Source organism: Microbacterium sp. NPDC076895 (assembly GCF_040687115.1).
Classification (GTDB): Bacteria; Actinomycetota; Actinomycetes; order Actinomycetales; family Microbacteriaceae; genus Microbacterium.
Genome location: NZ_JBFBMQ010000003.1, coordinates 65,535 through 87,051 on the forward strand (window position 1 = coordinate 65,535; position 21,517 = coordinate 87,051).

A 21,517-nucleotide genomic window follows, 5' to 3' on the forward strand; every position below is an offset into this window, starting at 1 on the left:
CCGCGGGAGCGAGGGATGCCGCGGCGCGGGGCTAGGCGCCGAGGGTGCCGAGGTAGAGGCCGATGACCTTCGGGTCGTTGAGCAGCTCACGGCCGGTGCCGGTGTAGGCATCCTTGCCCTGATCGAGCACATAGCCGCGGTCGCAGATCTGCAGGCACCGGCGAGCGTTCTGCTCGACCATGATCGTCGTCACCCCGGCCTTGTTGATCTCCGAGACCCGCAGGAACGCGTCATCCTGCCGGGCGGGGGACAGGCCCGCCGAGGGCTCGTCGAGCAGGATGACGGCAGGATCCATCATGAGAGCACGACTCATCGCCACCATCTGGCGCTCACCGCCCGACAGCGACCCGGCGCGCTGGTTCAGCCGCTTGCCGAGCTCCGCGAAGATGCCGGTGACGAACTCCAGGCGTTCGGTGTAGAGCTTGGGGCGCTGGAACAGACCCATCTGCAGGTTCTCGGCGATCGTGAGGCTCTGGAAGACGTTGTTGGTCTGCGGGACGAACCCGACGCCCTTGGCGACGAGCTTGTTCGCCTTGAGGCCCGTGATCTTCTCGCCGTTGAGCGAAATGTCGCCCTGGCGTACCTTCACCTGGCCGAAGATCGCCTTCAGCAGCGTGGACTTGCCGGCGCCGTTCGGGCCGATGATGCCGATGAGCTCGCCGTCCCAGGCGGTCAGGGTCGCGCCGTTGAGGATGTTCACCCCGGGCAGATATCCGGCGTGAACCTCGTCGACCAGGACGACCGGCGTGCCCTCACGGACGGGGGGACGCTCGTCGGTGGCGGCTGCATCGGTCATGACTTCTCCGTCCCGGTGCCCTCGCCCGGCTCTCGCGATGTGCCGGGGGCGGCATCCGACTGGTGGTGATGCGACTTTTCGATGGCCTCGTCGAACTCCTGAACCTCCTGCTGCAACTCGATGGCGGCGGTGTTGAGTTCGCCGGGCACGCGCCCGGTGACAACGCCGAGGTCGACATCCTGATGCGAGCCGAGGTAGGCATCGATCACCGCGGGGTTCTGCATGACCGTGTCGGGCGGACCCTCGGCGACGATCTTGCCCTCGGCCATCACGACGACCCAGTCGGCGATGTGGCGCACCATGTGCATGTCGTGCTCGACGAACAGCACCGTCATGCCCTCATCCTTCAGATCGAGGATGTGGTCAAGCAGCGACTGCGTGAGGGCCGGGTTGACCCCCGCCATCGGCTCATCGAGCATGACGAACTGCGGCGAGCTCATGAGGGCACGAGCCATCTCGAGGAGCTTCCGCTGACCACCCGACAGGCTCGCCGCGAAATCGGACTCTTTCGCGTCGAGCTTGAATTTCTTCAGCAGTACGCGGGCGCGCTCTTCGATCTCGGCATCCTGCTTTCGCCACAGGAACGGGAACAGCGACGCAAAGAAGCTCTCGCCCCGCTGCCCCGTCGCACCGAGCTTCATGTTCTCGAGCACGGTCAGAAGGCCCAGCGCCTTGGTCAGCTGGAACGTGCGCACCGCGCCCATCCGCGACACCTTGAACGCGGGCACTCCCGCGAGCGCCGTGCCGTCGAAGGTCCACGATCCTTCGTCGGGCTTGTCGAAGCCGGTGAGCAGGTTGAAGAGTGTCGTCTTCCCGGCACCGTTCGGACCGATGAGGGCCGTGATCGCGTTCCGCGGGATCTCGAGGTGCTCGACATCTACGGCGGTCAGGCCACCGAACGTGCGCTTGACGCCGTCGGCGATGATGATCGGGTCGACCTTGGCGACACCCGGGCGGATCTCGCCCTCATGCAGGCCTGTCGTCTTGGGACGCGCTACCGGCGCGAGCGGCTCATCGGACAAAGCTCAACTCCTTCTTGTTCCCGAGGATCCCCTGCGGGCGGAAGATGATCAGCAGCATGAGCGCGACCCCGATCAGGACGAAGACCGACTGCTGTGCCTGCTCGCGCGAGAGGAAGGGCAAGAGCCCGGCATCCACCAGCGCGGGAAGGAGATTGGACAGGAACGCTCGCACCACCCAGAACAGCACAGCACCGAGCACGGGGCCGAAGATCGTCGCGGCCCCACCCAGCAGCAGCGCCGTCCAGATGAAGAAGGTCTGCGAGGTCACGTAGACGTTGGGGTTGACGTTCGTTCCCATCGCGGTGACGATGCCGCCGGCCGCGATGATGACGCCGCCGATGACGAGTGCCTGCATCTTGAATGAGAACACGTTCTTGCCGAGGGACCGCACGGCATCCTCGTCTTCACGGATGCCCTTGATGACGCGTCCCCAGGGGCTGCGCATCAGCGACCAGGTGAACAGCACCGCGATCGCCGTCAGCACGACGCCGATGATGATGACCCACCACTGATCGCTCGTGTAGGTCCACGGGCCGAAGCCGTAGGTGCCCTGCGGCAGGGGGTTTGCCGCACGGAACTCGGCCTGGAAGCCGAACAGGCCGTCGGCGGAACCGGTGACGTCCTTGTAGGCGGTCGAAAGGAACAGCAGTCGCACGACCTCGGCTGCGGCGATCGTCACGATCGCGAGGTAGTCGCCGCGAAGCCGCAGCGTCGGGATGCCGAGAATGAGCGCGAACACGGCGGCGAGCACGAAGCCGACGAGCGCTGCCGCCCACCAGGGCAGCCCGAACGTCAGGATCGAGATCGCGAAGCCGTAGGCACCGACTGCCATGAAGCCGGCGACGCCCATGTTCAGCAGGCCTGCGAAGCCGAAGTGGATCGACAGGCCGATAGCCGCCAGCGCGAAGCCGAGGGTCGTGGGGCTGAGGATCTGGCTCAGCGTGTTGCTCAGAATCTGACCGAAGTCCATCGTCGTACCCCCTTCAGCCCACTCGCTCTTTTCGACCCAGGATGCCCTGTGGTCGGAAGAGGAGGATCAGAATCAGGACGACCAGCGCGCCCACGTACTTGAGATCGTCGGGGACCCCGAACAGGCTCGTCGTCTCGACGAGGATGCCGACGATGAGGGATCCGACCAGGGCGCCGAGTGCGGTGCCGAGGCCGCCGAGGACCACCGCCGCGAACAGCAGCAGCAGGATGCTCGAGCCCATGTCCCATTTGATGCCCGGGCGGAAGTAGGCCCAGAGGACGCCGGAGAGTCCGGCGAGAGAGGTCGCCAGGATCCAGACGATCCGCACGATCGCGTCCACGTCGATTCCGGATGCCGCCGCGAGCGACGGGTTGTCGGACACTGCCCGCGTCGCGCGCCCGATCCGGCTGCGCGTGAGCCACAGGGCGAAGAGGATGATCACGACGACTGAGATGACCATGCTGAGCAGATCCATCCAGGTCAGCACGATCGACCCCGGCAGCGGGATGACGCCGGATAGCGGATTGGGGAGCTGCAGGGTGCCGCCTCCGATGAACATCTGGAAGATGTAGCGCAGGGCCAGCGAGAGCCCGATTGACACGATCATGAGCTGCACGACGCCCAGACCCTTTCGGCGCAGGGGGCGCCAGAGCCCGGCATCCATCGCGTATCCGAATGCTCCTGACACGATCACCGCCAGCGGGACGGCGACCAGTAGCGGCAGGCTCAAGCCTGTGGCGAAGAGCAACGCCATGAGTGCGCCGAAGGTGACCATCTCGCCGTGAGCGAAGTTCGAGATCCCCGTCGTGCCGTAGACGAGCGACAGGCCGATGGCCGCCAGCGCGAGCATCAAACCGAAGTTCACGCCGTTGACCAGGCGCTCCACCAACTGGTCGATGAAGCTCGTCGTATTGCGTTCGCCTTCGCCGATGAAGAAGTTCGTGGTGACGCGGCCACCCGGTCCGACCGTGACCTCGCGGACATTGGGTGAGGTGTCTTCGCCGGTCTCGTCGATAACGGCGATGCCCTCGGGGAGGGTCTCCTCGTTGAGTGTGACGGTGTAATCGGCGTTGCGTTCGGGTACCCCGACCGACCACTGCCCGCTGGCGTCAGTCTCGACGGTCTGCTCGCCGCCGGGACCGTCCACCGTGAGCTCGACGCCCTCGAGCGGCTCACCCTCAAGCTGCACGTTGCCGCTGATGCGGTAGGGATCGTCCTCGGCCGCATGCGCTGCGGTCGGCAGGGCGAAAAGGCCCATGAGGGTCAGTGCCAACGCCAGAAACGCACCCACGCGATTGCGCGTCGTCCTGGCTCGGGCATTCGGATGTGTCACTCAGACCTCCCGGACGGCAACGGCCGAGGAAGTCGCTTCGACCGTGATAGACGACCGTACGAGCGTAATGTGTCGGCGGTGTTTCCGGGGCATATTCGGGTGAGAACGATCCCAATCCGTTGCGGGGATGGTTGCGAGAGCAACGCGGGAATGCCGGCGGGCCCGCGAACGTAGAATTCTCTATAAGGCTCGCGACCGCAGGAGAAGCATGGACACTCACGACCCGTTCGGATTCGTCGGACTCACCTATGACGACGTGCTTCTGCTGCCGGGTCATACTGACGTCATCCCGAGCGAGGCCGATACGTCGTCCCGGGTAACGCGACGTATCACTGTCGCAATCCCGCTCATTTCCAGCGCAATGGACACCGTCACCGAGGCGCGGATGGCGATCGCCGTCGCCCGTGAGGGGGGACTCGGCATCCTGCACCGAAACCTCTCGATCGAGGAGCAGGCGGCTCAGGTCGACCGGGTCAAGCGCAGCGAGTCGGGCATGATCTCTGACCCTGTGACCACGACTCCCGACGCCACGATCGAAGAGGTCGACGCCATGTGCGCGACCTACCGCATCTCGGGCCTTCCGGTCATCGACGAAGAGGGAACGCTCGTCGGCATCGTCACCAACCGCGACATGCGCTTCGTATCGGGCTTCGAGCGCAAGACCACCCTCGTCAAAGACGTCATGACCAGCGAAGGTCTCATCACCGCTCCGGTCGGGATCGGCGCGAACGAGGTCATCGCGACCTTCGCCAAGCACCGCGTCGAGAAGCTTCCGCTGATCGACGACAACGGCAAGCTCGCGGGCCTCATCACCATCAAAGACTTCGACAAGAGCGAGAAGTACCCGCTTGCCACCAAGGATGAGCACGGGCGACTGCGTGTCGGCGCTGCTATCGGATTCTTCGGCGACGCGTGGGAGCGTGCCGAGGCGCTGCGGGATGCCGGGGTCGACGTGCTCGTCGTCGACACCGCCAACGGGCAGTCGGCGGGAGTCATCGACATCGTGCGCAGGCTGAAGGCCGACCCGTCGTTCGCGAACATCGACATCATCGGCGGAAACGTCGCGACCCGCGAGGGCGCGCAGGCACTCATCGACGCCGGGGTGGATGCCGTGAAGGTCGGCGTCGGCCCGGGCTCCATCTGCACGACGCGCATCGTCGCCGGCGTCGGTGTGCCGCAGGTGACCGCGATCTACGAGGCGTTCCAGGCTGCGCGCGAGGCCGGTGTCCCGGTGATTGCCGACGGGGGCCTGCAGTACTCGGGTGACATCGCGAAGGCGCTTGTCGCTGGCGCGGACTCGGTCATGATCGGGTCGCTGTTCGCGGGCACCGACGAGGCTCCGGGTGAGATCGTCTTCCAGGGCGGCAAACAGTTCAAGCAGTACCGGGGCATGGGGTCGCTCGGTGCACTACAGACGCGCGGCAAGAAGACCTCGTACTCGAAGGACCGCTACTTCCAGGCCGACGTCCCCACCGACGACAAGCTCATCCCCGAGGGGATCGAGGGGCAGGTCGCTTACCGCGGTCCGCTCGCGGCAGTCGCTTATCAGCTGGTCGGGGGCCTCCGGCAGTCCATGTTCTACGTGGGTGCGCGCACTGTCGAGGAGCTCAAGGCCAAGGGCAAGTTCGTGCGCATCACCTCTGCCGGCCTCAAGGAGTCCCACCCGCACGACGTGCAGATCGTGGTCGAGGCGCCGAACTACAAGCGCTGACCCGCGGCATCCGTCTGGCTCGCGGCATCCGTCTCGGGCCCGCGAAGTTCGCAGATCCGCACCAACCTCGCACTTTCTGGCCTGAACTCTGTGGAGTTGGGGCGATTCTGCGGAGTTGGCGGCTCCTCCCCAGCGCCACCGGGGCGTGAAGAGTGTGCAGAAGGATGCCGTTTACGGTCGTTGCGCTCGCTGACGGCACAGACTCGCGGTGTGAAGCCAGCGCTCGAAGAGTGGTTGGGACGGCAGGGTGGAGTCGCGCACCGGAGCGACATCCTGCGTGCCGGATACAGGGTCGCGGCCGTGCGGGGGTTCGTGCGGGACGGGAAGGCGCGCGTCATCCGTCGCGCCTGGGTGGCCCTTCCGGATGCCGCGCCCGATCTCGTCACCGCGGCCACCGCGGGCGGGCGGATCTCATGCCTGTCCCTTGCACGCAGGAGAGGGTGGTGGATGCCGCCAGACCTGGATCCGCATCCCCATCTGCATATGGTTCCCGGCTCCGGTTCCGCGCGCCTGCCTGACGGATGGCCAGGACGGCTCCACTGGACGATCCCTCTCTCGCCGCCCAGCCGTGACCTCACGGCGACGGTCGAGGATGCGCTTGCTCACGTCGCCGGATGCGTCCCCCACGACGCTGCGCTCGCCGTGTGGGAGTCCGCGGTTCGTCTGGAGGGTCTTGCGCCCGAGGCGCTCAGGCGCATCCCGTGGACCTCGCGGGCCGCGCGAGAGCTGGCTGGGGAGGTTACTGGGCTCTCCGACACGGGGCTGGAGACCCTCGTCGTCCTGCCGCTGCGCCGCTGGGGCGTTCCGGTGGTGCAACAGGCGAGGATCGCCGGACGGTTCGTCGACCTCCTGGTCGGCGAGCGGCTGGTGCTGCAGATCGACGGGTTCGCGCACCATTCCTCAAGCGCCCAGCGCACGAAGGACATCGCGCACGACACCGAGCTCGCGCTTCGCGGATACACCGTCATGCGCCTGAGCTACGCGCAGATCGTTCACGACTGGCCGGCAGTCGAGCGCAGCATCCGTCGCGCCCTCGCGGCAGGTCTCCACCTGGCATCCTGAGCCCGCCTGCTGACCTCCTCGGTGTCCCGCATCATCCAGGCCCACAGAATCGCGCCAAGCCCGCAGGATGCTGCGGCAATCGTGCGAACTTCGTGTGATTCTGCGAACTTCGTGGTGCCAAGCTTGACCCGAGAGCGGGGTGGTCCGGCCGCGGGGCCGGGCGTATGGTCGGGGCATGTGCCGGAACATCCACACACTTCATAACTTCGAGCCCGCGGCGACCTCGGACGAGGTTCACGCCGCAGCGCTGCAGTACGTGCGCAAGATCGCCGGGACGACCAAGCCGTCCAAGGCGAACCAGGATGCCTTCGACCGCGCCGTCCATGAGATCGCCCACGCGACCCAGCACCTGCTCGACGACCTCCTCGCGGTAACCCCGCCGAAGAACCGCGAAGAAGAGGCCGCCAAGGCTCGTGCTCGCGCCGTCGCGTCGGGGCGCTACTCGGTCGCGTAGGTCAGCTCGCGGCATCCGTTCGCCGACTGACCCGCTCGCTGGCGACCCCGAACTTCGCAGAACCACGCGAAGTTCGCAGGATTCTGCCCCGCAGGTGCGGAGTTGGTGCGATCCCGCGGAGTTGAGCGACGCCGGTCCGCACGCCGCAGCGCGGGCTAGCGTAGGGGCATGTCACTTCCTCCTCTCGTCGAGCCCATCGATGCGCTGACGGATGCCGAACGCGACCGCACCGCGCGTCACCGGAAGCTCTTCGCCATCGGCGACGTGGGTCAGCGCCGCCTCGCTGCAGCTCGCGTTGCGGTCGTGGGAGCCGGCGGGCTCGGGTCATCCGTCATCCTGGCGCTTGCCGCCGCCGGTGTCGGAACGATCGGCATCATCGACGACGACGTCGTGGACCTGACCAATCTGCACCGGCAGATCATCCACTCCGTCGAGACCGTCGGCGATCCGAAGACCGAGAGCGCTGCAGCTCGTGCGCGCGGCCTCGCCCCCGGCGTGCGGGTGATCGAGCATCCGGTGCGCCTGACCGCCGCGAACGCGCGCGAGATCCTGTCTGACTACGACCTCGTGCTCGACGGGTCCGACACCTTCGAGACCCGCGACGTCGTGGATGCCGCGGCCGCCGAGCTCGGATCGCCGGTCGTGTGGGGGAGTGTGCTGGAGTTCTGGTCGCAGGTGACGGTGTTCTGGTCGGCGCCACCGGCCGGGGTTGATCCGGTGCGCCTGAGCGACCTGTTCCCCGCCGGCTCCACCGGCCAGGTCGTCACGTGCGAGCAGGTCGGTGTGCTCGCCTCTGTCTGCATGCAGACCGGTTCGCTCATGGCATCCGAGGCGATCAAGCTCATCGTCGGTGAAGGGCGCCCCCTTCTGGGGCGGATCGCCGTCATCGACGCCCTTGCCGGAACGATGCGAGAACTCCCGGTCCGGTCGGCATCCGCGGTTCCCGCACCCTCGCACGCATGAGTTTCACGCGTACTGTCGCCGAGCACCGCGATGCGATCCTCGCGGCCACGGCCACTCTGACACCGGTTCGGGTCTTGATCACGGATGCCTGGGGTCGCACGACCGCGGAACCTGTCGTTGCGACCCTCGAGATCCCCGCCTTCGACAATTCCGCGATGGATGGCTACGCCGTGCGGGCGGGTGACGGAGCCGTGCCGCGCACGGTCATCGCCGACATCCCGGCAGGGGTCGCTCCCGGAGCCCGCATCGGGCTTGGGGAAGCGGCCCGGATCATGACGGGAGCGCCGCTTCCGTCCGGAGCCGACGCCATCGTGCCGCACGAACAGACCGCCGAGCCGTTCCGTGACGTCGCGCCGGGATCCGTCATTCACCTCAACGCGGAGCCGACGCCCGGCGCGCACATCCGCGGCCGGGGAGATGACGTAGCGGTCGGGGATGTCGTCGTCGCTGTGGGCGAGCGACTGGGCGCGCTGCAGCGATCAGCCGCGGCGGCGGCCGGTGCGGCATCCGTTCTGGTTCGCCCGGCCCCGCGCGTTGTCGTGATCGCCAGCGGCGACGAGCTGGTTGCGCCGGGCGCCCCCGTCGGGCCGGGACAGATTCCCGAGTCGAACGGTCTGCTGCTCGACGGCCTCGTGCGGGGCGCCGACGCCGTCGTCAGCGAGCTCATCCGCGTCGGCGATGACCCCGCGGTGTTGCGGCGGGTCCTCGCCCGCGTCGAGGCCTACGCCCCGGACGCGATTGTGCTGACCGGCGGGGCAAGCGTCGGCGCCTACGAAGTGGTGCGGGAGGTACTCGAACCGACAGGTGTGCAGTTCCTCACCGTCGCGATGCAGCCCGGCAAGCCGCAGGGGCACGGCGCTATCGGCGGCATCCCGGTGTTCTGCCTGCCCGGGAACCCCGTGAGCGTCGCCGTGTCGTTCGAGGCATTCGTGCGCCCGGCGCTGCTGCAGATGCAGGGAAGACGCGACGTGCTGCGCCCGGTCGTGCGCCTGCGGGTCTCGAATGGATGGCGCACCCCGCCCGCCCGCGAGCAGTTCATGCCCGTTGCGATCGATCGGTCGGACCCTGCGGCATGGACCGTGCGCCCAGCGACAGCGGGCGGATCCGGTTCTCACCGCGCTGGCGCGCTCGCGCTCGCCGAGGCGTGGGCGGTGGTCCCGGCATCCGTCGACGAGGTAGCCGCGGGCGACGCCGTCGATGTCATGCTGGTGACATGAGTTTCACGCACCTCGACGAGTCCGGTCACGCCCGCATGGTGGATGTGACCGGCAAGCAGCCGACGGTGCGTGCGGCATCCGCGCGGGCCTTCGTGACCATGGCGCCTGACACCGTCGCGGCGCTGCGGGACGGCGCCGTTCCCAAGGGCGACGTGCTCGCCGTCGCTCGGATCGCCGGCATCCAAGCCGCCAAGCGCACCCCCGAGCTGCTGCCGCTGGCGCACGTCATCGGTGTGCACGGCGTCGTCGTGGACCTGCAGGTGGAGGACGCCGGGGTGAGCATCACCGCGACCGTGCGTACTGCCGACCGGACCGGGGTCGAGATGGAAGCGCTCACCGCCGTGGCGGTCGCTGCCCTCTCGGTGGTCGACATGGTCAAGGGCATCGACCGCACCGTCACGATCGTGGACGCCTGCATCACCGCCAAGGAGGGCGGTCGCTCGGGGTCGTGGACGCGCGAGGAGTGACGCCCGGAAGCGGCCCGGCTTCAGACTCGGGTGTCTCCGCCCCCGGCTCGCGAGCCCGAGTCGGTGCGATCATCCTGTCGGGAGGCCGGGCATCGCGGATGGGCGGGATCGACAAGACCGCCCTCGAGGTCGCGGGTCAGTCGATGCTGCAGCGTACTACGGATGCTGCGCTCGACGCCTGTGACGGCACAGTCATCGTCGTCGGCACGCCGCCCGCCGAAGCGGGGCCGAATGCAGGATCACCGCCGTTCGGAGCAGCGCCGACGGGTGCGGATGCTCCATCCAGCCTGCGTTCGGGACGATCGGCTGAGTCGCGCGTCGTTGTGATGCGCGAGGAGCCGGCGGGAGGAGGGCCGGTCGCCGCGATCACCGCCGCGCTCGGCCGCGTGGATGCCGACGAGGTGCTGCTGTTGGCAGGCGACCTCGCCGCGGGTGATCGCGCCGTCGCGGCCCTCGTCGCGGCGGGTCCCGAGGACTCCGTGGGCGCGGACGCGGTCGTGCTCGTGGATGCCGCCGGTCGCCGCCAGTGGCTCTGTGCCCGGATCCGGACGAGGGTGCTCGTCGAGGCCGCCGCGAGACTGACCGACCCGGTGGGTGCCCGGATGAGTGATCTGTTCGCCGCCCTGCACTACCGAGATCTGCCGGATGCCACCGGGGTGACGACCGATGTCGACACGTGGCAGGATCTGTCCCGTGCCCGGTCTCGAGAGTCAGGAGCCCGCATGAACGACCGCACCCTTCCGCCCGAGGCGCTCGATGAGTGGTCCTCGATCCTGCGCGACCGCTTCGGTCTGGATGCCGAGCAGGTTCCGATCGCGCTCGTTCTCGACCTCGCGCGCGATGTCGCGCATGACGTCGCGCGCCCCGCTGCGCCGTTAAGCGCTTTCGTCGCAGGGCTCGTTGCCGGCCGTGCGGGCGGCAGTCCCGACGACACGGCGGCTGCCCTCGCCGAAGTCGTTGCGCTCGCCGGCGCGTGGGCCGAGGGTCGTGCTCCTCGCAGCGACGGGAGCGGAGTCTGATGGCGACGGTTCGCTACTTCGCCGGCGCAGCTGACGCGGCCGGTGCCGAGGAAGAGATCCGCGGCGAGGTGACGCTCGACGCCCTGCGCGCTGCGATCGTGCGTGACCACGAACGCCTCGGATTCGTGCTGCCGCGGTGCGCGGTGCTCGTCAACGGAGAGCGCACGGATGCCGATATGCCGCTGTCGGCATCCGATGTCGTCGACATCTTGCCGCCCTTCGCCGGCGGCTGAGCGCGCCCGAACTTCGCCGGATCTTGGCCGCTGAACCCACAGGTCTCGCGCCGACCCCACACGTTCTTGGGTGCGGAAGGCGTGGGTTCGGCGCGGAGGTTGTGGGTTCGCGGAAGGTGCAGGCCCGCAGCGGACTGGTGCGGATGCCGGGGTCAGCCGCCGATCGCGCTCATGGGGCGCTGGGGCTGCAGGAATCCGGGGTCGTCGATGCCGTGGCCTGCGCGCTTGCCCGCGATCGACCGGCGTAGCAGGTCGGCTATGGCGTCGTCATCCGCGGGCGAGCTGCCCTCCGCGCCGCGCAGGAGCGGCAGCAGATCGGACTCCTCGCGGGCGAACAGGCAGTTGCGGATCTGCCCGTCGGCAGTCAACCGCACCCTGTCGCACGCACCGCAGAACGGTGCTGACACCGACGCGATGAGCCCGACCGTGGTCGGTCCGCCATCAACGAGGTAGTCCTGCGACGGCGACGAACCGCGCTCGCCGATCGGCGTGAGCGTGAAGCGCTGCGTGAGCTTGTCGAGGATCTCACCCGCATCGACCATCTCGGAGCGAGACCACGTGTGGCCGGCATCCAGCGGCATCTGCTCGATGAACCGCATTTGAGCCCCGTTGTCGACCGCGAACTGCACCAGGTCGACGATCTCGTCGTCGTTGACGCCGCGCATCGGCACCGCGTTGAGCTTGAGGGGTGCGAAGCCGGCACGGCGGGCGGCACGGATGCCGGACAAGACGTCATCCAGACGGTCGCGGCGCGTCAGCTCAGCGAAGCGGTCGCGGCGCAGCGTGTCGATCGACACGTTCACCCGCGCAAGACCGGCCTCGCGTAGCGGCTCGGCAAGCTCGGGGAGCTTCAGTCCGTTGGTGGTCATCGACACCTCGAGCGGACCCGCGACGCCCTCGATCGCGGCGACACGCCGAACGACGTCCACGATGTCGCGACGCAGCAGCGGCTCACCGCCGGTCAGTCGAACCTCGACGATCCCGAGGCTTGCGAGCACTCCCGCGACCCGCACGATCTCGTCTGTCGTCAGGATGCTGCTCTTCGCGAGCCACTCGACGCCCTGCTCCGGCATGCAGTAGGTGCAGCGGAGCGAACACCGGTCAGTCAGCGAGATGCGCAGGTCCCGGTGCACCCGGCCGAACCTGTCGACCAACTGCCCGCGCGAGCCGGGCGCCGCCCGCTCGGCGTGCGTCGCATCAACGCCGCCGGGGCGAGCGAGCGTCGTCGGCAGGGGCAGGGGAACGGCACTCATGCGTCGAGTCCCACCCAGCTCGCGGTGCCGTCGTGCTCGTGCTGGCGCTTCCAGATCGGTAGGTCGGTCTTGATGCGCTCGATCAGTGCCCGGCACACCTCGAATGCGGGAGCGCGGTGGGCGCTCGAGACCGCGACGACGACGGCGAGATCGCCGACACCGAGCTTTCCGATGCGGTGCGTGACGGCGATGGCGCACTCGGCCTCAGTCTCCGCGAGACATGACGCCGCGATACCGCCCAGGATCCGCTCGGCGTCCGGATGTGACGAGTACTCGAGCAGCGTCACCTCACCGCGTGCGCCCGGATCGTGGTCGCGGACCGTGCCGACGAAGGTCGCAATCCCGCCGGCGGTCGGACCCGACACCGCCGCGATGTGCGCAGCGAGGTCGAGGGGCTCATCGCTGATCCGCGCGATCCGTATGGCGTCTGCCATCAGTGATCCCCGCCCGTGAGCTGGTCCAGAACGTGCGGCAGCAGCGGGAGCAGCGTCTCGAGGCCCTCGGCGGCGCCGCGCGTCGACCCGGGCAGATTCGCGATCACGGCGCCTGGCCCGTCGACGACACCGACGATCCCGCGCGAGAGCGCCGCCATCGGCGTGGATGCCGCGCCCTCGCGCCGCAACACCTCGGCAAGGCCCGGAACCTCCCGGTCGATCACGGTCCGGGTCGCTTCGGGGGTGCGATCGCGGGGGCCCACTCCGGTGCCGCCGGTCGTGATGATCACCCGGGCACCGGCATCCAGCCCGCGACGGATGCCGCCGGCAACCGAGTCCTGCCCGTCGGCCACGACGATCGCCGCGTCGCACACGTACCCAGCCTCGCCGAGTCGTCGAACAAGAGCCGGTCCTGTCGCATCCGGACGCTCCCCGGATGCCGCGCGGTCAGATGCCGTCACGACGGCAGCGCGGACCACTGCCCCGCCCGGGGGCGCAGCAGTGGCGGCATCCGGGGCGGCTGTCACGAGCTCGGCTGTTCCGAACCCCGGCGCTCGAGCCGGATGATGACGGACTTCGAGGTCGGCGTGCCCGATCCGTCGGCAGTCGAGTCCAGCGGAACGAGCACGTTCGTCTCGGGGTAGTAGGCGGCGGCGTTTCCGACGGGGGTGTCGTAGTGCACCACCCGGAAGTCCTCTGCACGCCGCTCGGTTCCGTCGGTCCACACCGATACGAGGTCGACGATCTCGCCGTCGGCGACGCCCGCGGCTTCGGCATCCGTGCTGTTCACGAGTACGACGCGACGCCCGTCACGGATGCCGCGGTACCGGTCATCCTTGCCGTAGATCGTGGTGTTGTACTGGTCGTGGCTGCGCAGGGTCTGCAGCAGCAGGTGGCCCTCGGGGATCTTCGGATACTCGAGTTCGTTGGCCGTGAAGATCGCCTTACCCGTCACCGTGGTGAAGCGGCGCTCGTCGCGGGGGCCATTCGGGAGGAAGAAGGTGCGGCCCTTTGCGATGCGCGCCTCGTAATCGTCGAACCCGGGAACGACTGCCTCGATGTGCGCGCGCACTGTTGCGTAGTCGGCTTCGATGGCCTTCCAATCGGCCTGCGGAGCGTTGGGCAGGGCGTTGGGCCCGGTGAACAGGCGCTCGGCGATCCGCGCGACGATCGCCACTTCCGACAGCATGTCGTCGGCGGGGGGCTTCAGGCGCCCCCGCGAGGCGTGGACGGCGCCCATCGAGTCCTCGACCGTCACGCGCTGGTCGATTCCGCCGCGATGGTCGCGATCGGTGCGGCCGAGGGTCGGCAGGATGACGGCGCGTGTGCCGGTCACGAGGTGCGAGCGGTTGAGTTTGGTCGAGACCTCGACCGTCAAGCGCAGGTTTCGCATGGCGGCTTCGGTCACGGTGGTGTCGGGGGTGGCGGAGACGAAGTTCCCGCCCATCCCCATGAAGAAGCGTGCCTTCCCGTCCCGCATCGCCCGGATCGCTTCGACGGTGTCGTAGCCGTGCTTGCGCGGAGCGGCGAACGAGAACTCCGCGTCGAGGGCCTCGAGGAACGGCTCCGGCATCTTCTCGTAGATCCCCATGGTGCGATCGCCCTGCACGTTGGAGTGCCCGCGCACCGGGCACACCCCAGCGCCCGGGCGCCCGACGTTCCCCTGCAGGAGGAGCAGGTTGACCACATCGCGCAGCGTCGCGACCGAATGCTTGTGCTGGGTCAGGCCCATCGCCCAGCACACGATCGTCGCGGGGGACGCGATCACAAGACCGCCGATCTCCCGCATCCGTGCTTCGCTGAGGCCCGTCGCCGTTTCGAACTCGCTCCAGGATGCCGCCTGAATGAGGTCCGCGTAGGCGGCGAAGTCGCTCGTGTGCTGCGTCAAGAAGTCGGCATCCAGGATGCCGGGCTCTCCCGCGTCGACGCGACGCTCGTGCTGCTCGAGCAGGTGCTTGGCCAGCGCCTGGAACAGGGCCTGGTCGCCGCCCATCCGGATCTGTACGAACTCATCGGCGATCGGGGTGCCGTCACCGATCACACCACGCGGGATCTGCGGGTTCTTGAACCGCATGAGGCCGGCCTCGGGAAGAGGGTTCACGGCGACGATCGTCGCGCCCTTCATCTTCGCCTTCTCGAGGGCGCTCAGCATGCGCGGGTGGTTGGTGCCGGGGTTCTGCCCCGCGACGATGATGAGGCTGGCGTTGTGGATGTCTTCGATCGACACCGTGCCCTTGCCGATGCCGAGCGTCTGCGACAGCGCGACGCCGCTTGACTCGTGGCACATGTTCGAGCAGTCGGGGAGGTTGTTGGTGCCCAGGCCCCGCACCAGCAGTTGGTAGAGGAAGGCGGCCTCGTTCGAGGTTCGGCCGGAGGTGTAGAAGATCGCCTCATCGGGGCTGTCGAGCCCGCGCAATTCGTCGGCGATCAGGTCGAGCGCTTCATCCCAGCTGGCAGGACGGTAGTGCGTCGCACCTTCGTCGAGGATCATCGGCTCGACCAGGCGCCCCTGCTGGCCCAGCCAGTAGTCGTCATGGGTCAGCAGCTCGGCGACCGAGTGCTGCGCAAAGAAGTCGGCGGTGACGCGGCGCACCGTCGCTTCTTCGGCGACGGCCTTCGCGCCGTTCTCGCAGAACTCGGCGATGTGACGCTTGTCTTCCTCGGGCCACGCGCAGCCGGGGCAGTCGAACCCGTCCTTCTGGTTCACCCGCAGCAGCGTCCGGGCGCTGCGCACGAGGCCCATCTGCTCGATCGACATCTCGAGGGCGTGCATCACGGCGGGAACGCCGACGGCTTCGGTCGCAGGCGCCGAGACACGGAGCTTCGACTCGTCGATATCTGCGGTGGGGGCGGACTTTGCCATGGTGGATTCTCCGGGTGGACTCTCCGGCGGGAGCGGCTCATCCTCTCCACGCCGCCGGTCGACGTCGACCTGTTCTCCCGAGACTAACGCCGATCCTCGGCATCCGGCCCCGTCGCGCAGGTGCGGGGCACAATGGGAGCTGAACGAAGGGGTCCGGATGGCAACAGGGATGACGCGGCACCGCGTGACCCGCGTGCGGTGGAATGACGGCGCGGATGCCGCAACCACATCGACGCGGGAGGATGTCGTGGCCCGCGAAGAGCCGCTCGAGATCCGGATCGACGGCACGTCGTGGTCGGTGACGATGCGCACTCCCGGCGACGATTTCGACCTCGTGGCCGGCTTCCTGGTTTCGGAGGGTGTCATCGCCGCGCGCGATGAACTCGCCTCGCTGCGCTACTGTGCCGGATTCGATGAGTTCGGTCGCCGGGAAGAGAACACCTACAACGTCATCGACGCCGTCCTCGGCCGGGGCGCCATTCCCCCGAGGGATGCCCATGCTCGCCATTCCACGACGACCTCAGCCTGCGGTATCTGCGGCACCACCTCGATTGAGGCTGTCAGCAAGCAATCGCGTTTCGACGTCGCCGGCGACGGCATCCGGGTCGATGCCGGCATCCTGGCGCGTCTGCCCGAGGTGCTGCGGCAGAGCCAGGCCCTGTTCGATCGGACCGGCGGCGTCCACGCGGCGGGCCTCTTCACCGCTGAGGGGGAGTTGTTGTGCCTGCGTGAGGACGTCGGGCGCCACAATGCCGTCGACAAGATCGTCGGGTGGGCGGTGCGCGAAGACCGACTGCCGCTCTCGGGAACGGTGCTGCAGGTCTCGGGGCGCGGCTCGTTCGAGCTCGTCCAGAAGGCACGGCTGGCAGGCATCCCGCTCCTCGCCGCAGTGAGCGCACCCTCGTCTCTCGCGGTGGAACTTGCCGCGGCATCCGGGATGACCCTCGTCGGCTTCAGTCGCGGTTCAAGCCTCGCGATCTACACCTGCCCCGAGCGCGTGCTCGTGCCGGCGACGGCCGAGGTCGCGACGGGCTGAGCCGGCGACTCCGACGCGGAACGTCCCGCAGGCAGCCAGAGGGCAGCGACCGCGCTGATCACCAGCACAATGCCTCCCACGAACACCGCGGGCCGCGCCGCCTCGACGTAGAGGTCGGGAACCAGCTCCCCGCCGGCGCCGAGGAAGATCGCCGTGAGCACCGCGGTACCGAGGGCGAGTCCGATTTCGCGCACCGTCGAGTTGACACCTGATGCCTTCGCGTGATCGACGATGCCGAGGGTAGCCAGAAGCGCCGTCGCCGAGGGTGCGAACACGAGGCCCATCCCGACGCCGGCGATCACGAAGGGGGCGATCATCGCGACGTAGGGGGTGTCGAGATCCAGGATGGCGGCGATCCAGAGCAGCGCTGTCGCCTGCAGCACGAGCCCCACGACCATCAGGATGCGGGTGCCGATACGCGGTGCGAGAAGACCCGCGAGCGGTGCGATCGCCATCGGCGCCAGCGTCCACGGCGTCGTACGCACCGCCGCCTCCCAGGGCGAGGCGCCCTGCACAACCTGCATGTACTGGATGAGCAGGAAGATCGCGCCGAACGTGCCGAAGCTGAAGCCGAAGCCCGCGATATTGGTCACGGTGAAGCTTCGGTCGCGGAACAGGCGCAGAGGAACGAGGGGAGCCGATGCTCGCGCCTGCCAGGCGACGAATCCCGCCAGGAGCGTGATGCCGGCGACAAGCTCCGCGATGACCCCGAATGATCCCCAGCCGTCGTCGTTGCCGCGAACGATCGCGTGGACCAGCAGGACGACGCTCGGGGCGATCATGACGGCGCCGATCAGGTCGAGGCGCACGCGTGCTCCGCGGTCGTTGCGCAGAGCCCACAGGGCGAAGGGGATCGCGACTATCGCGATCGGAACGTTCAGCCAGAAGATCGCCTGCCAGTTCCACCCCTCCATGATCGCGCCGCCCACGAGCGGACCGACGGCGACCCCGAGACCCGAGACGCCACCCCAGATCCCGATGGCGAGCGGGCGACGTTCGGGGGAGACGCCACCTGAGAGCAGAGCGAGCGACAGAGGGAAGATGCCGGCCCCGCCGAGTCCTTGAACGGCGCGAGCGACGATCAGCTGCGACGGATCGGTGCTGAGAGTTGCGAGCACCGATCCGATCCCGAAGACGGCGATTCCGATCGCGAAGACCGTCCGGCGCCCGAACCGGTCGCCCAGGGCGGATGCCAGCAGGATCGCGCCGGCGAAGGCGAGCGTGTAGGCGTTGACGAACCACTGCAGTTCCTCGACGCTCGCGCCGAGGTCGCGGTGCAGAACCGGAAGCGCGTTGGTCATCACGAGGTTGTCGAGAGTCGCCATGAACATCGGAACCGATGCGGCGGCGACCACCAGGCCGAACGCACGCGGCCGCGGCGCGGCGTGCTCAGAGGGCTGCGCGGGAGCCGGATCGAGCGTGGCGGTCACGGGTACCTCCGTTGATGTAATCGAATGATTACTTGGACTGTAGTAATCGACTGATAACATGTCAAGCATGGCTCAGAACGGCACGCAACGGCGCATGAGCTCCGACGAGCGCCGCGCCGAGATCCTGCTGGCAGCTCACGCGGTCTTCGGCGCTCGCGGATACGAGGGGGCCACGACGGACGAGGTGGCGCGCGCTGCCGGAGTCAGTCAGCCCTATGTCGTGAGGCTCTTCGGGACCAAGGAGTCCCTGTTCCTGGCTGTGTTGCACGACGCCCTCGATCAACTGCTCGACGGATTCCGCGCCGAACTCGACGCCCCCGCCGACGCTCCGGCGCAGGAGCGTATGGGGGCTGTCTATCTTCGGCTTCTCCAGGTACGGGGACTCCACCAGACCCTCTCGCACGCGTTCCTTCTCGGCGGTCATCCGGTGATCGGACCCGCCGCCCGCCAGGGCTTCGTGAAGGTCTGGCGCTTCCTCCGCGACGAGGCCGGATTCGATGCCGACACCGCCCAATCTTTCCTTGCGGAGGGGATGCTGATCAATACCATGATCGGGCTGCGCCTCATCGACGAAGTGGACGCCGATGACGGCATCCATGAGCTGTTCGAGACGTGCTTCCCGACCACGATGCGCGCCGTCCGAGATGTCGCGCCGCGTGGCGACGAGCCCTGGTGAGCTCGCGTGAGGCACGGGTCCCGGATGCATGAGTCCGTGCCACCGGTAGGCTGGGGCGCGTGACCATGGAGATCGAGATCGGCCGCGCCAAGCGGGCTCGCCGCGCGTACTCGTTCGACGACATCGCCGTCGTACCCTCGCGCCGCACCCGCAACCCCGAGGATGTCTCGACTGCCTGGTCGATCGACGCGTTCCAGTTCGACATCCCCGTGCTCGGCGCGCCGATGGACTCGGTTGTGAGCCCCCAGACGGCGATCATGCTCGGTCAGCTCGGTGGGCTCGGCGTGCTCGACCTCGAGGGATTGTGGACCCGGTACGACGACCCCGAGCCGCTGCTGGCCGAGATCGCCTCCCTGGATGAGGCGACGGCGACGTGCCGGATGCAGGAGCTGTACTCCGAGCCGATTAAACCCGAACTCATCCGGGAGCGCCTCCAACAGATCCGGGACGCCGGCGTCACGGTGGCAGGAGCCCTGACCCCGCAGCGCACGCAGCAGCTATACGAAACCGTTGTCGCCGCCGGCGTTGACCTGTTCGTCATCCGTGGCACAACGGTCTCGGCCGAGCACGTCTCGAGCGTCGACGAGCCCCTCAACCTCAAGAAGTTCATCTACGACCTCGACGTCCCCGTCATCGTCGGTGGCGCCGCGACCTACACTGCAGCCCTGCACCTCATGCGTACGGGCGCGGCAGGTGTGCTCGTCGGCTTCGGCGGCGGTGCGGCCTCGACGACGCGCGGCGTGCTCGGCATCCATGCACCCATGGCCACGGCAGTCGCCGACGTCGCCGGCGCGCGCCGCGACTACCTCGACGAGTCGGGCGGGCGCTACGTCCACGTCATCGCCGACGGCGGTGTGGGCACCTCCGGTGACATCGTCAAGGCGCTCGCCATGGGCGCGGATGCCGTCATGCTCGGCGTTGCGCTCTCGCGGGCGACCGACGCGCCGGGCCGCGGATACCACTGGGGCCCGGAGGCTCATCACTCCAAGCTTCCGCGCGGACGTCGGGTGAAGGTCGACCAGGTGACGAACCTCGAGTCCGTGCTCTACGGGCCGGCTCCGGTGGCTGACGGAACCGCGAACCTCATCGGGGCGCTGAAGAAGTCGATGGCAACGACCGGCTACTCCGACCTCAAGGAGTTCCAGCGCGTCGACGTGGTCGTCGCGCCGTATACGGGCGGATGACAGACCAGACAGTCTTTCCCCCGACCCTGCGGGAGGTCATGCTCCGACCCCGCTGGATCGGCGTCCTGCTGCTCGCGCTCGTCGTAGCGGGGGTGTTCGCGTGGCTCGGGCAGTGGCAGCTCTCGCGCGCTATCGACACCGACCCACTCCCGCCCGGGACCACCGAAGAGGTCAGGCCGCTCGCCGAGATCGCCGGGCCCGGCGAGTACCTTCCCGAGCCGCTCGTGGGCCAGCGCGTCGAGGTGACGGGCACGTGGGTTCCCGAGGATTTCCTTGTCGTTTCGTCGCGCTTCAACGACGGCGTCGAAGGCTTCTGGGTCACCGGTCAGCTGCGTATCGCCGACACCGCGACGCCGACATCCGTGGCCGTCGCCGTCGGCTGGGCGCCGACGCTCACCGTCGCCGAATCCGCCGCCGAGGCGCTCGAGCAGACTGCGGTCGCGGGGGAGTCCGTGACGGTCGTCGGTCGGTTGATCTCGGACGAGGGTCCGGTGCCGCCGCCGCGGGGGGAGCTTCCCTTCACGATGACCCGGATGTCGCCCGCGGCCCTGCTCGCTCAGTGGCATGACACCGTGGGCCTTGACGTCTATCGCAGTTACATCGCCTCGCAGTCTGCGCCGGCGGGACTCGTGGACATCGCCTCGCCCGCTCCGGATGCAGGCTCCACGGTGAACTGGCTGAACATCTTCTACGCCGCCGAGTGGGTGGTCTTCGCGGGCTTCGCCTTCTACTTCTGGTACCGCCTCGCCAAGGACGCGTGGGAGAAGGAAGTCGAAGAGTTCGAGGATGCCGCCGCTGCGGCATCCGGCTCGGGAAGCGCCGGCGCGACCGGCGGCTAGAATGGGCCCATGCCCCGCGAGCCGAAACCGTCGTCTTTCCCGGCTATTCGCGGAGCCCTGACCTTCTACCAGGTCGCTTCGATCATCACCGGTGTCATGCTGCTTCTGCTGCTGGCCGAGATGATCCTCAAGTACTCGCCGCTGCACGTCGAGCTGTTCGCCGGCGGCTCCGGAGGCTTCCTCTGGTTTGCGCCGGTGCTGGTCGGCCCCGGATGCGAGTGGTATTCGCTCTTCGTTCCGGGCGGGCTCGGCTGCGATCTCGAGTCGGCGGGCGATGGTGTCAACGTGTCGCTGTCGATCCTCGTCGGCCACGGCTGGTTCTACGTCGTGTATCTCTTCGCCTGCTTCCGCATCTGGAGCCTCATGCGGTGGCGGTTCGGTCGCTTCATCGCGCTTGCGCTCGGCGGGATCGTCCCCTTCCTCTCCTTCTTCATGGAGGCTCGCGTCGCCCGTGAGGTCAAGGCCTACCTCGCTGCGCGCGAGTCCGAGAGTCACGATCTCGCTGAGCAATCCAGCCTGACCCGCCAGAACCCCACAGTCTCCTGACCCAACGCT

Annotated in this window: 22 protein-coding genes; 13 read left to right on the forward strand and 9 right to left on the reverse strand. The window is 68.2% G+C overall.

From position 1 onward, the window contains the following. Nucleotides 1–31 precede the first annotated feature (31 nt). Genes AB0O89_RS03560 through AB0O89_RS03575 form a run of 4 tightly spaced genes read right to left on the reverse strand, consistent with a single transcriptional unit; the run spans nucleotide 32 to nucleotide 4,046 of the window. Nucleotides 32–796 carry an ABC transporter ATP-binding protein gene (locus tag AB0O89_RS03560; RefSeq protein ID WP_363494248.1) on the reverse strand — a complete coding sequence of 255 codons (765 nt, stop codon included), beginning with the start codon at nucleotides 794–796 and terminating at the stop codon, nucleotides 32–34. Next, nucleotides 793–1,818: an ABC transporter ATP-binding protein gene (locus tag AB0O89_RS03565; RefSeq protein WP_363494250.1), complete on the reverse strand. Its 1,026-nt coding sequence runs from the start codon at nucleotides 1,816–1,818 to the stop codon at nucleotides 793–795. Before AB0O89_RS03565 ends, AB0O89_RS03560 begins: the two co-directional genes overlap by 4 nt. Next, nucleotides 1,808–2,788 (reverse strand): branched-chain amino acid ABC transporter permease, encoded by a 981-nt coding sequence (locus AB0O89_RS03570; RefSeq protein WP_363494252.1) that lies wholly within the window; start codon nucleotides 2,786–2,788, stop codon nucleotides 1,808–1,810. The genes AB0O89_RS03565 and AB0O89_RS03570 overlap by 11 nt, the downstream gene beginning before the upstream one ends. A gap of 13 nt (nucleotides 2,789–2,801) precedes the next feature. Beyond that, the gene (locus tag AB0O89_RS03575; protein WP_363494552.1) at nucleotides 2,802–4,046 is read right to left on the reverse strand and encodes a branched-chain amino acid ABC transporter permease; all 1,245 of its coding nucleotides are present in this window, start codon (nucleotides 4,044–4,046) and stop codon (nucleotides 2,802–2,804) included. Between the two features lie 283 nt (nucleotides 4,047–4,329). On the opposite strand from AB0O89_RS03575, the gene guaB reads away from it, so the two are divergent. The 8 genes from guaB (at nucleotide 4,330) to AB0O89_RS03615 (ending at nucleotide 11,247) form a co-directional block, all read left to right on the forward strand. Then, nucleotides 4,330–5,832, forward strand: a complete 1,503-nt coding sequence (gene guaB, locus AB0O89_RS03580) for an IMP dehydrogenase (protein ID WP_363494254.1) — start codon at nucleotides 4,330–4,332, stop codon at nucleotides 5,830–5,832. A gap of 210 nt (nucleotides 5,833–6,042) precedes the next feature. Further along, nucleotides 6,043–6,894: a DUF559 domain-containing protein gene (locus AB0O89_RS03585; RefSeq protein WP_363494256.1), complete on the forward strand. Its 852-nt coding sequence runs from the start codon at nucleotides 6,043–6,045 to the stop codon at nucleotides 6,892–6,894. 175 nt (nucleotides 6,895–7,069) lie between these two features. Further along, complete coding sequence (locus tag AB0O89_RS03590; protein WP_363494258.1) at nucleotides 7,070–7,348, forward strand: DUF2277 domain-containing protein; 279 nt, start codon at nucleotides 7,070–7,072, stop codon at nucleotides 7,346–7,348. A 168-nt stretch (nucleotides 7,349–7,516) separates the two neighbouring features. Further along, nucleotides 7,517–8,311 carry a ThiF family adenylyltransferase gene (locus AB0O89_RS03595; protein WP_363494260.1) on the forward strand — a complete coding sequence of 265 codons (795 nt, stop codon included), beginning with the start codon at nucleotides 7,517–7,519 and terminating at the stop codon, nucleotides 8,309–8,311. Continuing rightward, nucleotides 8,308–9,528 carry a gephyrin-like molybdotransferase Glp gene (gene glp / locus AB0O89_RS03600; protein ID WP_363494262.1) on the forward strand — a complete coding sequence of 407 codons (1,221 nt, stop codon included), beginning with the start codon at nucleotides 8,308–8,310 and terminating at the stop codon, nucleotides 9,526–9,528. Before AB0O89_RS03595 ends, glp begins: the two co-directional genes overlap by 4 nt. Beyond that, on the forward strand, nucleotides 9,525–9,995 hold the full coding sequence (gene moaC, locus AB0O89_RS03605; RefSeq protein WP_363494264.1) for a cyclic pyranopterin monophosphate synthase MoaC: 471 nt from the start codon (nucleotides 9,525–9,527) through the stop codon (nucleotides 9,993–9,995). The genes glp and moaC overlap by 4 nt, the downstream gene beginning before the upstream one ends. Then, nucleotides 9,992–11,014, forward strand: coding sequence for an NTP transferase domain-containing protein (locus AB0O89_RS03610; protein WP_363494266.1), 1,023 nt, complete (start codon nucleotides 9,992–9,994; stop codon nucleotides 11,012–11,014). Before moaC ends, AB0O89_RS03610 begins: the two co-directional genes overlap by 4 nt. Next, complete coding sequence (locus AB0O89_RS03615) at nucleotides 11,014–11,247, forward strand: MoaD/ThiS family protein (protein ID WP_292709882.1); 234 nt, start codon at nucleotides 11,014–11,016, stop codon at nucleotides 11,245–11,247. Before AB0O89_RS03610 ends, AB0O89_RS03615 begins: the two co-directional genes overlap by 1 nt. Nucleotides 11,248–11,399: 152 nt before the next feature. On the opposite strand, the gene moaA is transcribed toward AB0O89_RS03615, so the two are convergent. The 4 genes from moaA to AB0O89_RS03635 are packed head-to-tail and all read right to left on the reverse strand — an operon-like array spanning nucleotide 11,400 to nucleotide 15,797. Beyond that, the gene (moaA, locus tag AB0O89_RS03620) at nucleotides 11,400–12,500 is read right to left on the reverse strand and encodes a GTP 3',8-cyclase MoaA (protein WP_363494268.1); all 1,101 of its coding nucleotides are present in this window, start codon (nucleotides 12,498–12,500) and stop codon (nucleotides 11,400–11,402) included. Further along, nucleotides 12,497–12,934 (reverse strand): molybdenum cofactor biosynthesis protein MoaE, encoded by a 438-nt coding sequence (locus AB0O89_RS03625; RefSeq protein WP_228179470.1) that lies wholly within the window; start codon nucleotides 12,932–12,934, stop codon nucleotides 12,497–12,499. Before AB0O89_RS03625 ends, moaA begins: the two co-directional genes overlap by 4 nt. Then, nucleotides 12,934–13,461: a MogA/MoaB family molybdenum cofactor biosynthesis protein gene (locus tag AB0O89_RS03630; RefSeq protein WP_292799857.1), complete on the reverse strand. Its 528-nt coding sequence runs from the start codon at nucleotides 13,459–13,461 to the stop codon at nucleotides 12,934–12,936. The genes AB0O89_RS03625 and AB0O89_RS03630 overlap by 1 nt, the downstream gene beginning before the upstream one ends. After that, the gene (locus tag AB0O89_RS03635) at nucleotides 13,458–15,797 is read right to left on the reverse strand and encodes an FdhF/YdeP family oxidoreductase (RefSeq protein ID WP_363494271.1); all 2,340 of its coding nucleotides are present in this window, start codon (nucleotides 15,795–15,797) and stop codon (nucleotides 13,458–13,460) included. The genes AB0O89_RS03630 and AB0O89_RS03635 overlap by 4 nt, the downstream gene beginning before the upstream one ends. A 157-nt stretch (nucleotides 15,798–15,954) precedes the next feature. On the opposite strand from AB0O89_RS03635, the gene fdhD reads away from it, so the two are divergent. Beyond that, on the forward strand, nucleotides 15,955–16,833 hold the full coding sequence (fdhD, locus tag AB0O89_RS03640) for a formate dehydrogenase accessory sulfurtransferase FdhD (RefSeq protein WP_363494273.1): 879 nt from the start codon (nucleotides 15,955–15,957) through the stop codon (nucleotides 16,831–16,833). Here the strand turns inward: fdhD and AB0O89_RS03645 are convergent. Further along, nucleotides 16,776–18,263, reverse strand: coding sequence for a DHA2 family efflux MFS transporter permease subunit (locus AB0O89_RS03645; protein WP_363494275.1), 1,488 nt, complete (start codon nucleotides 18,261–18,263; stop codon nucleotides 16,776–16,778). The two genes, fdhD and AB0O89_RS03645, sit on opposite strands and share 58 nt — an antisense overlap. Before the next feature lie 67 nt (nucleotides 18,264–18,330). On the opposite strand from AB0O89_RS03645, the gene AB0O89_RS03650 reads away from it, so the two are divergent. From AB0O89_RS03650 to AB0O89_RS03665, 4 genes are all read left to right on the forward strand, one after another. Further along, nucleotides 18,331–18,939, forward strand: coding sequence for a TetR/AcrR family transcriptional regulator (locus AB0O89_RS03650; RefSeq protein ID WP_363494277.1), 609 nt, complete (start codon nucleotides 18,331–18,333; stop codon nucleotides 18,937–18,939). Between the two features lie 65 nt (nucleotides 18,940–19,004). After that, nucleotides 19,005–20,123, forward strand: coding sequence for a GuaB3 family IMP dehydrogenase-related protein (locus AB0O89_RS03655; RefSeq protein WP_363494554.1), 1,119 nt, complete (start codon nucleotides 19,005–19,007; stop codon nucleotides 20,121–20,123). Continuing rightward, the gene (locus AB0O89_RS03660) at nucleotides 20,120–20,962 is read left to right on the forward strand and encodes an SURF1 family cytochrome oxidase biogenesis protein (protein ID WP_363494279.1); all 843 of its coding nucleotides are present in this window, start codon (nucleotides 20,120–20,122) and stop codon (nucleotides 20,960–20,962) included. The genes AB0O89_RS03655 and AB0O89_RS03660 overlap by 4 nt, the downstream gene beginning before the upstream one ends. Nucleotides 20,963–20,971: 9 nt before the next feature. Continuing rightward, on the forward strand, nucleotides 20,972–21,508 hold the full coding sequence (locus tag AB0O89_RS03665) for a DUF3817 domain-containing protein (RefSeq protein ID WP_363494281.1): 537 nt from the start codon (nucleotides 20,972–20,974) through the stop codon (nucleotides 21,506–21,508). Nucleotides 21,509–21,517 lie beyond the last annotated feature (9 nt).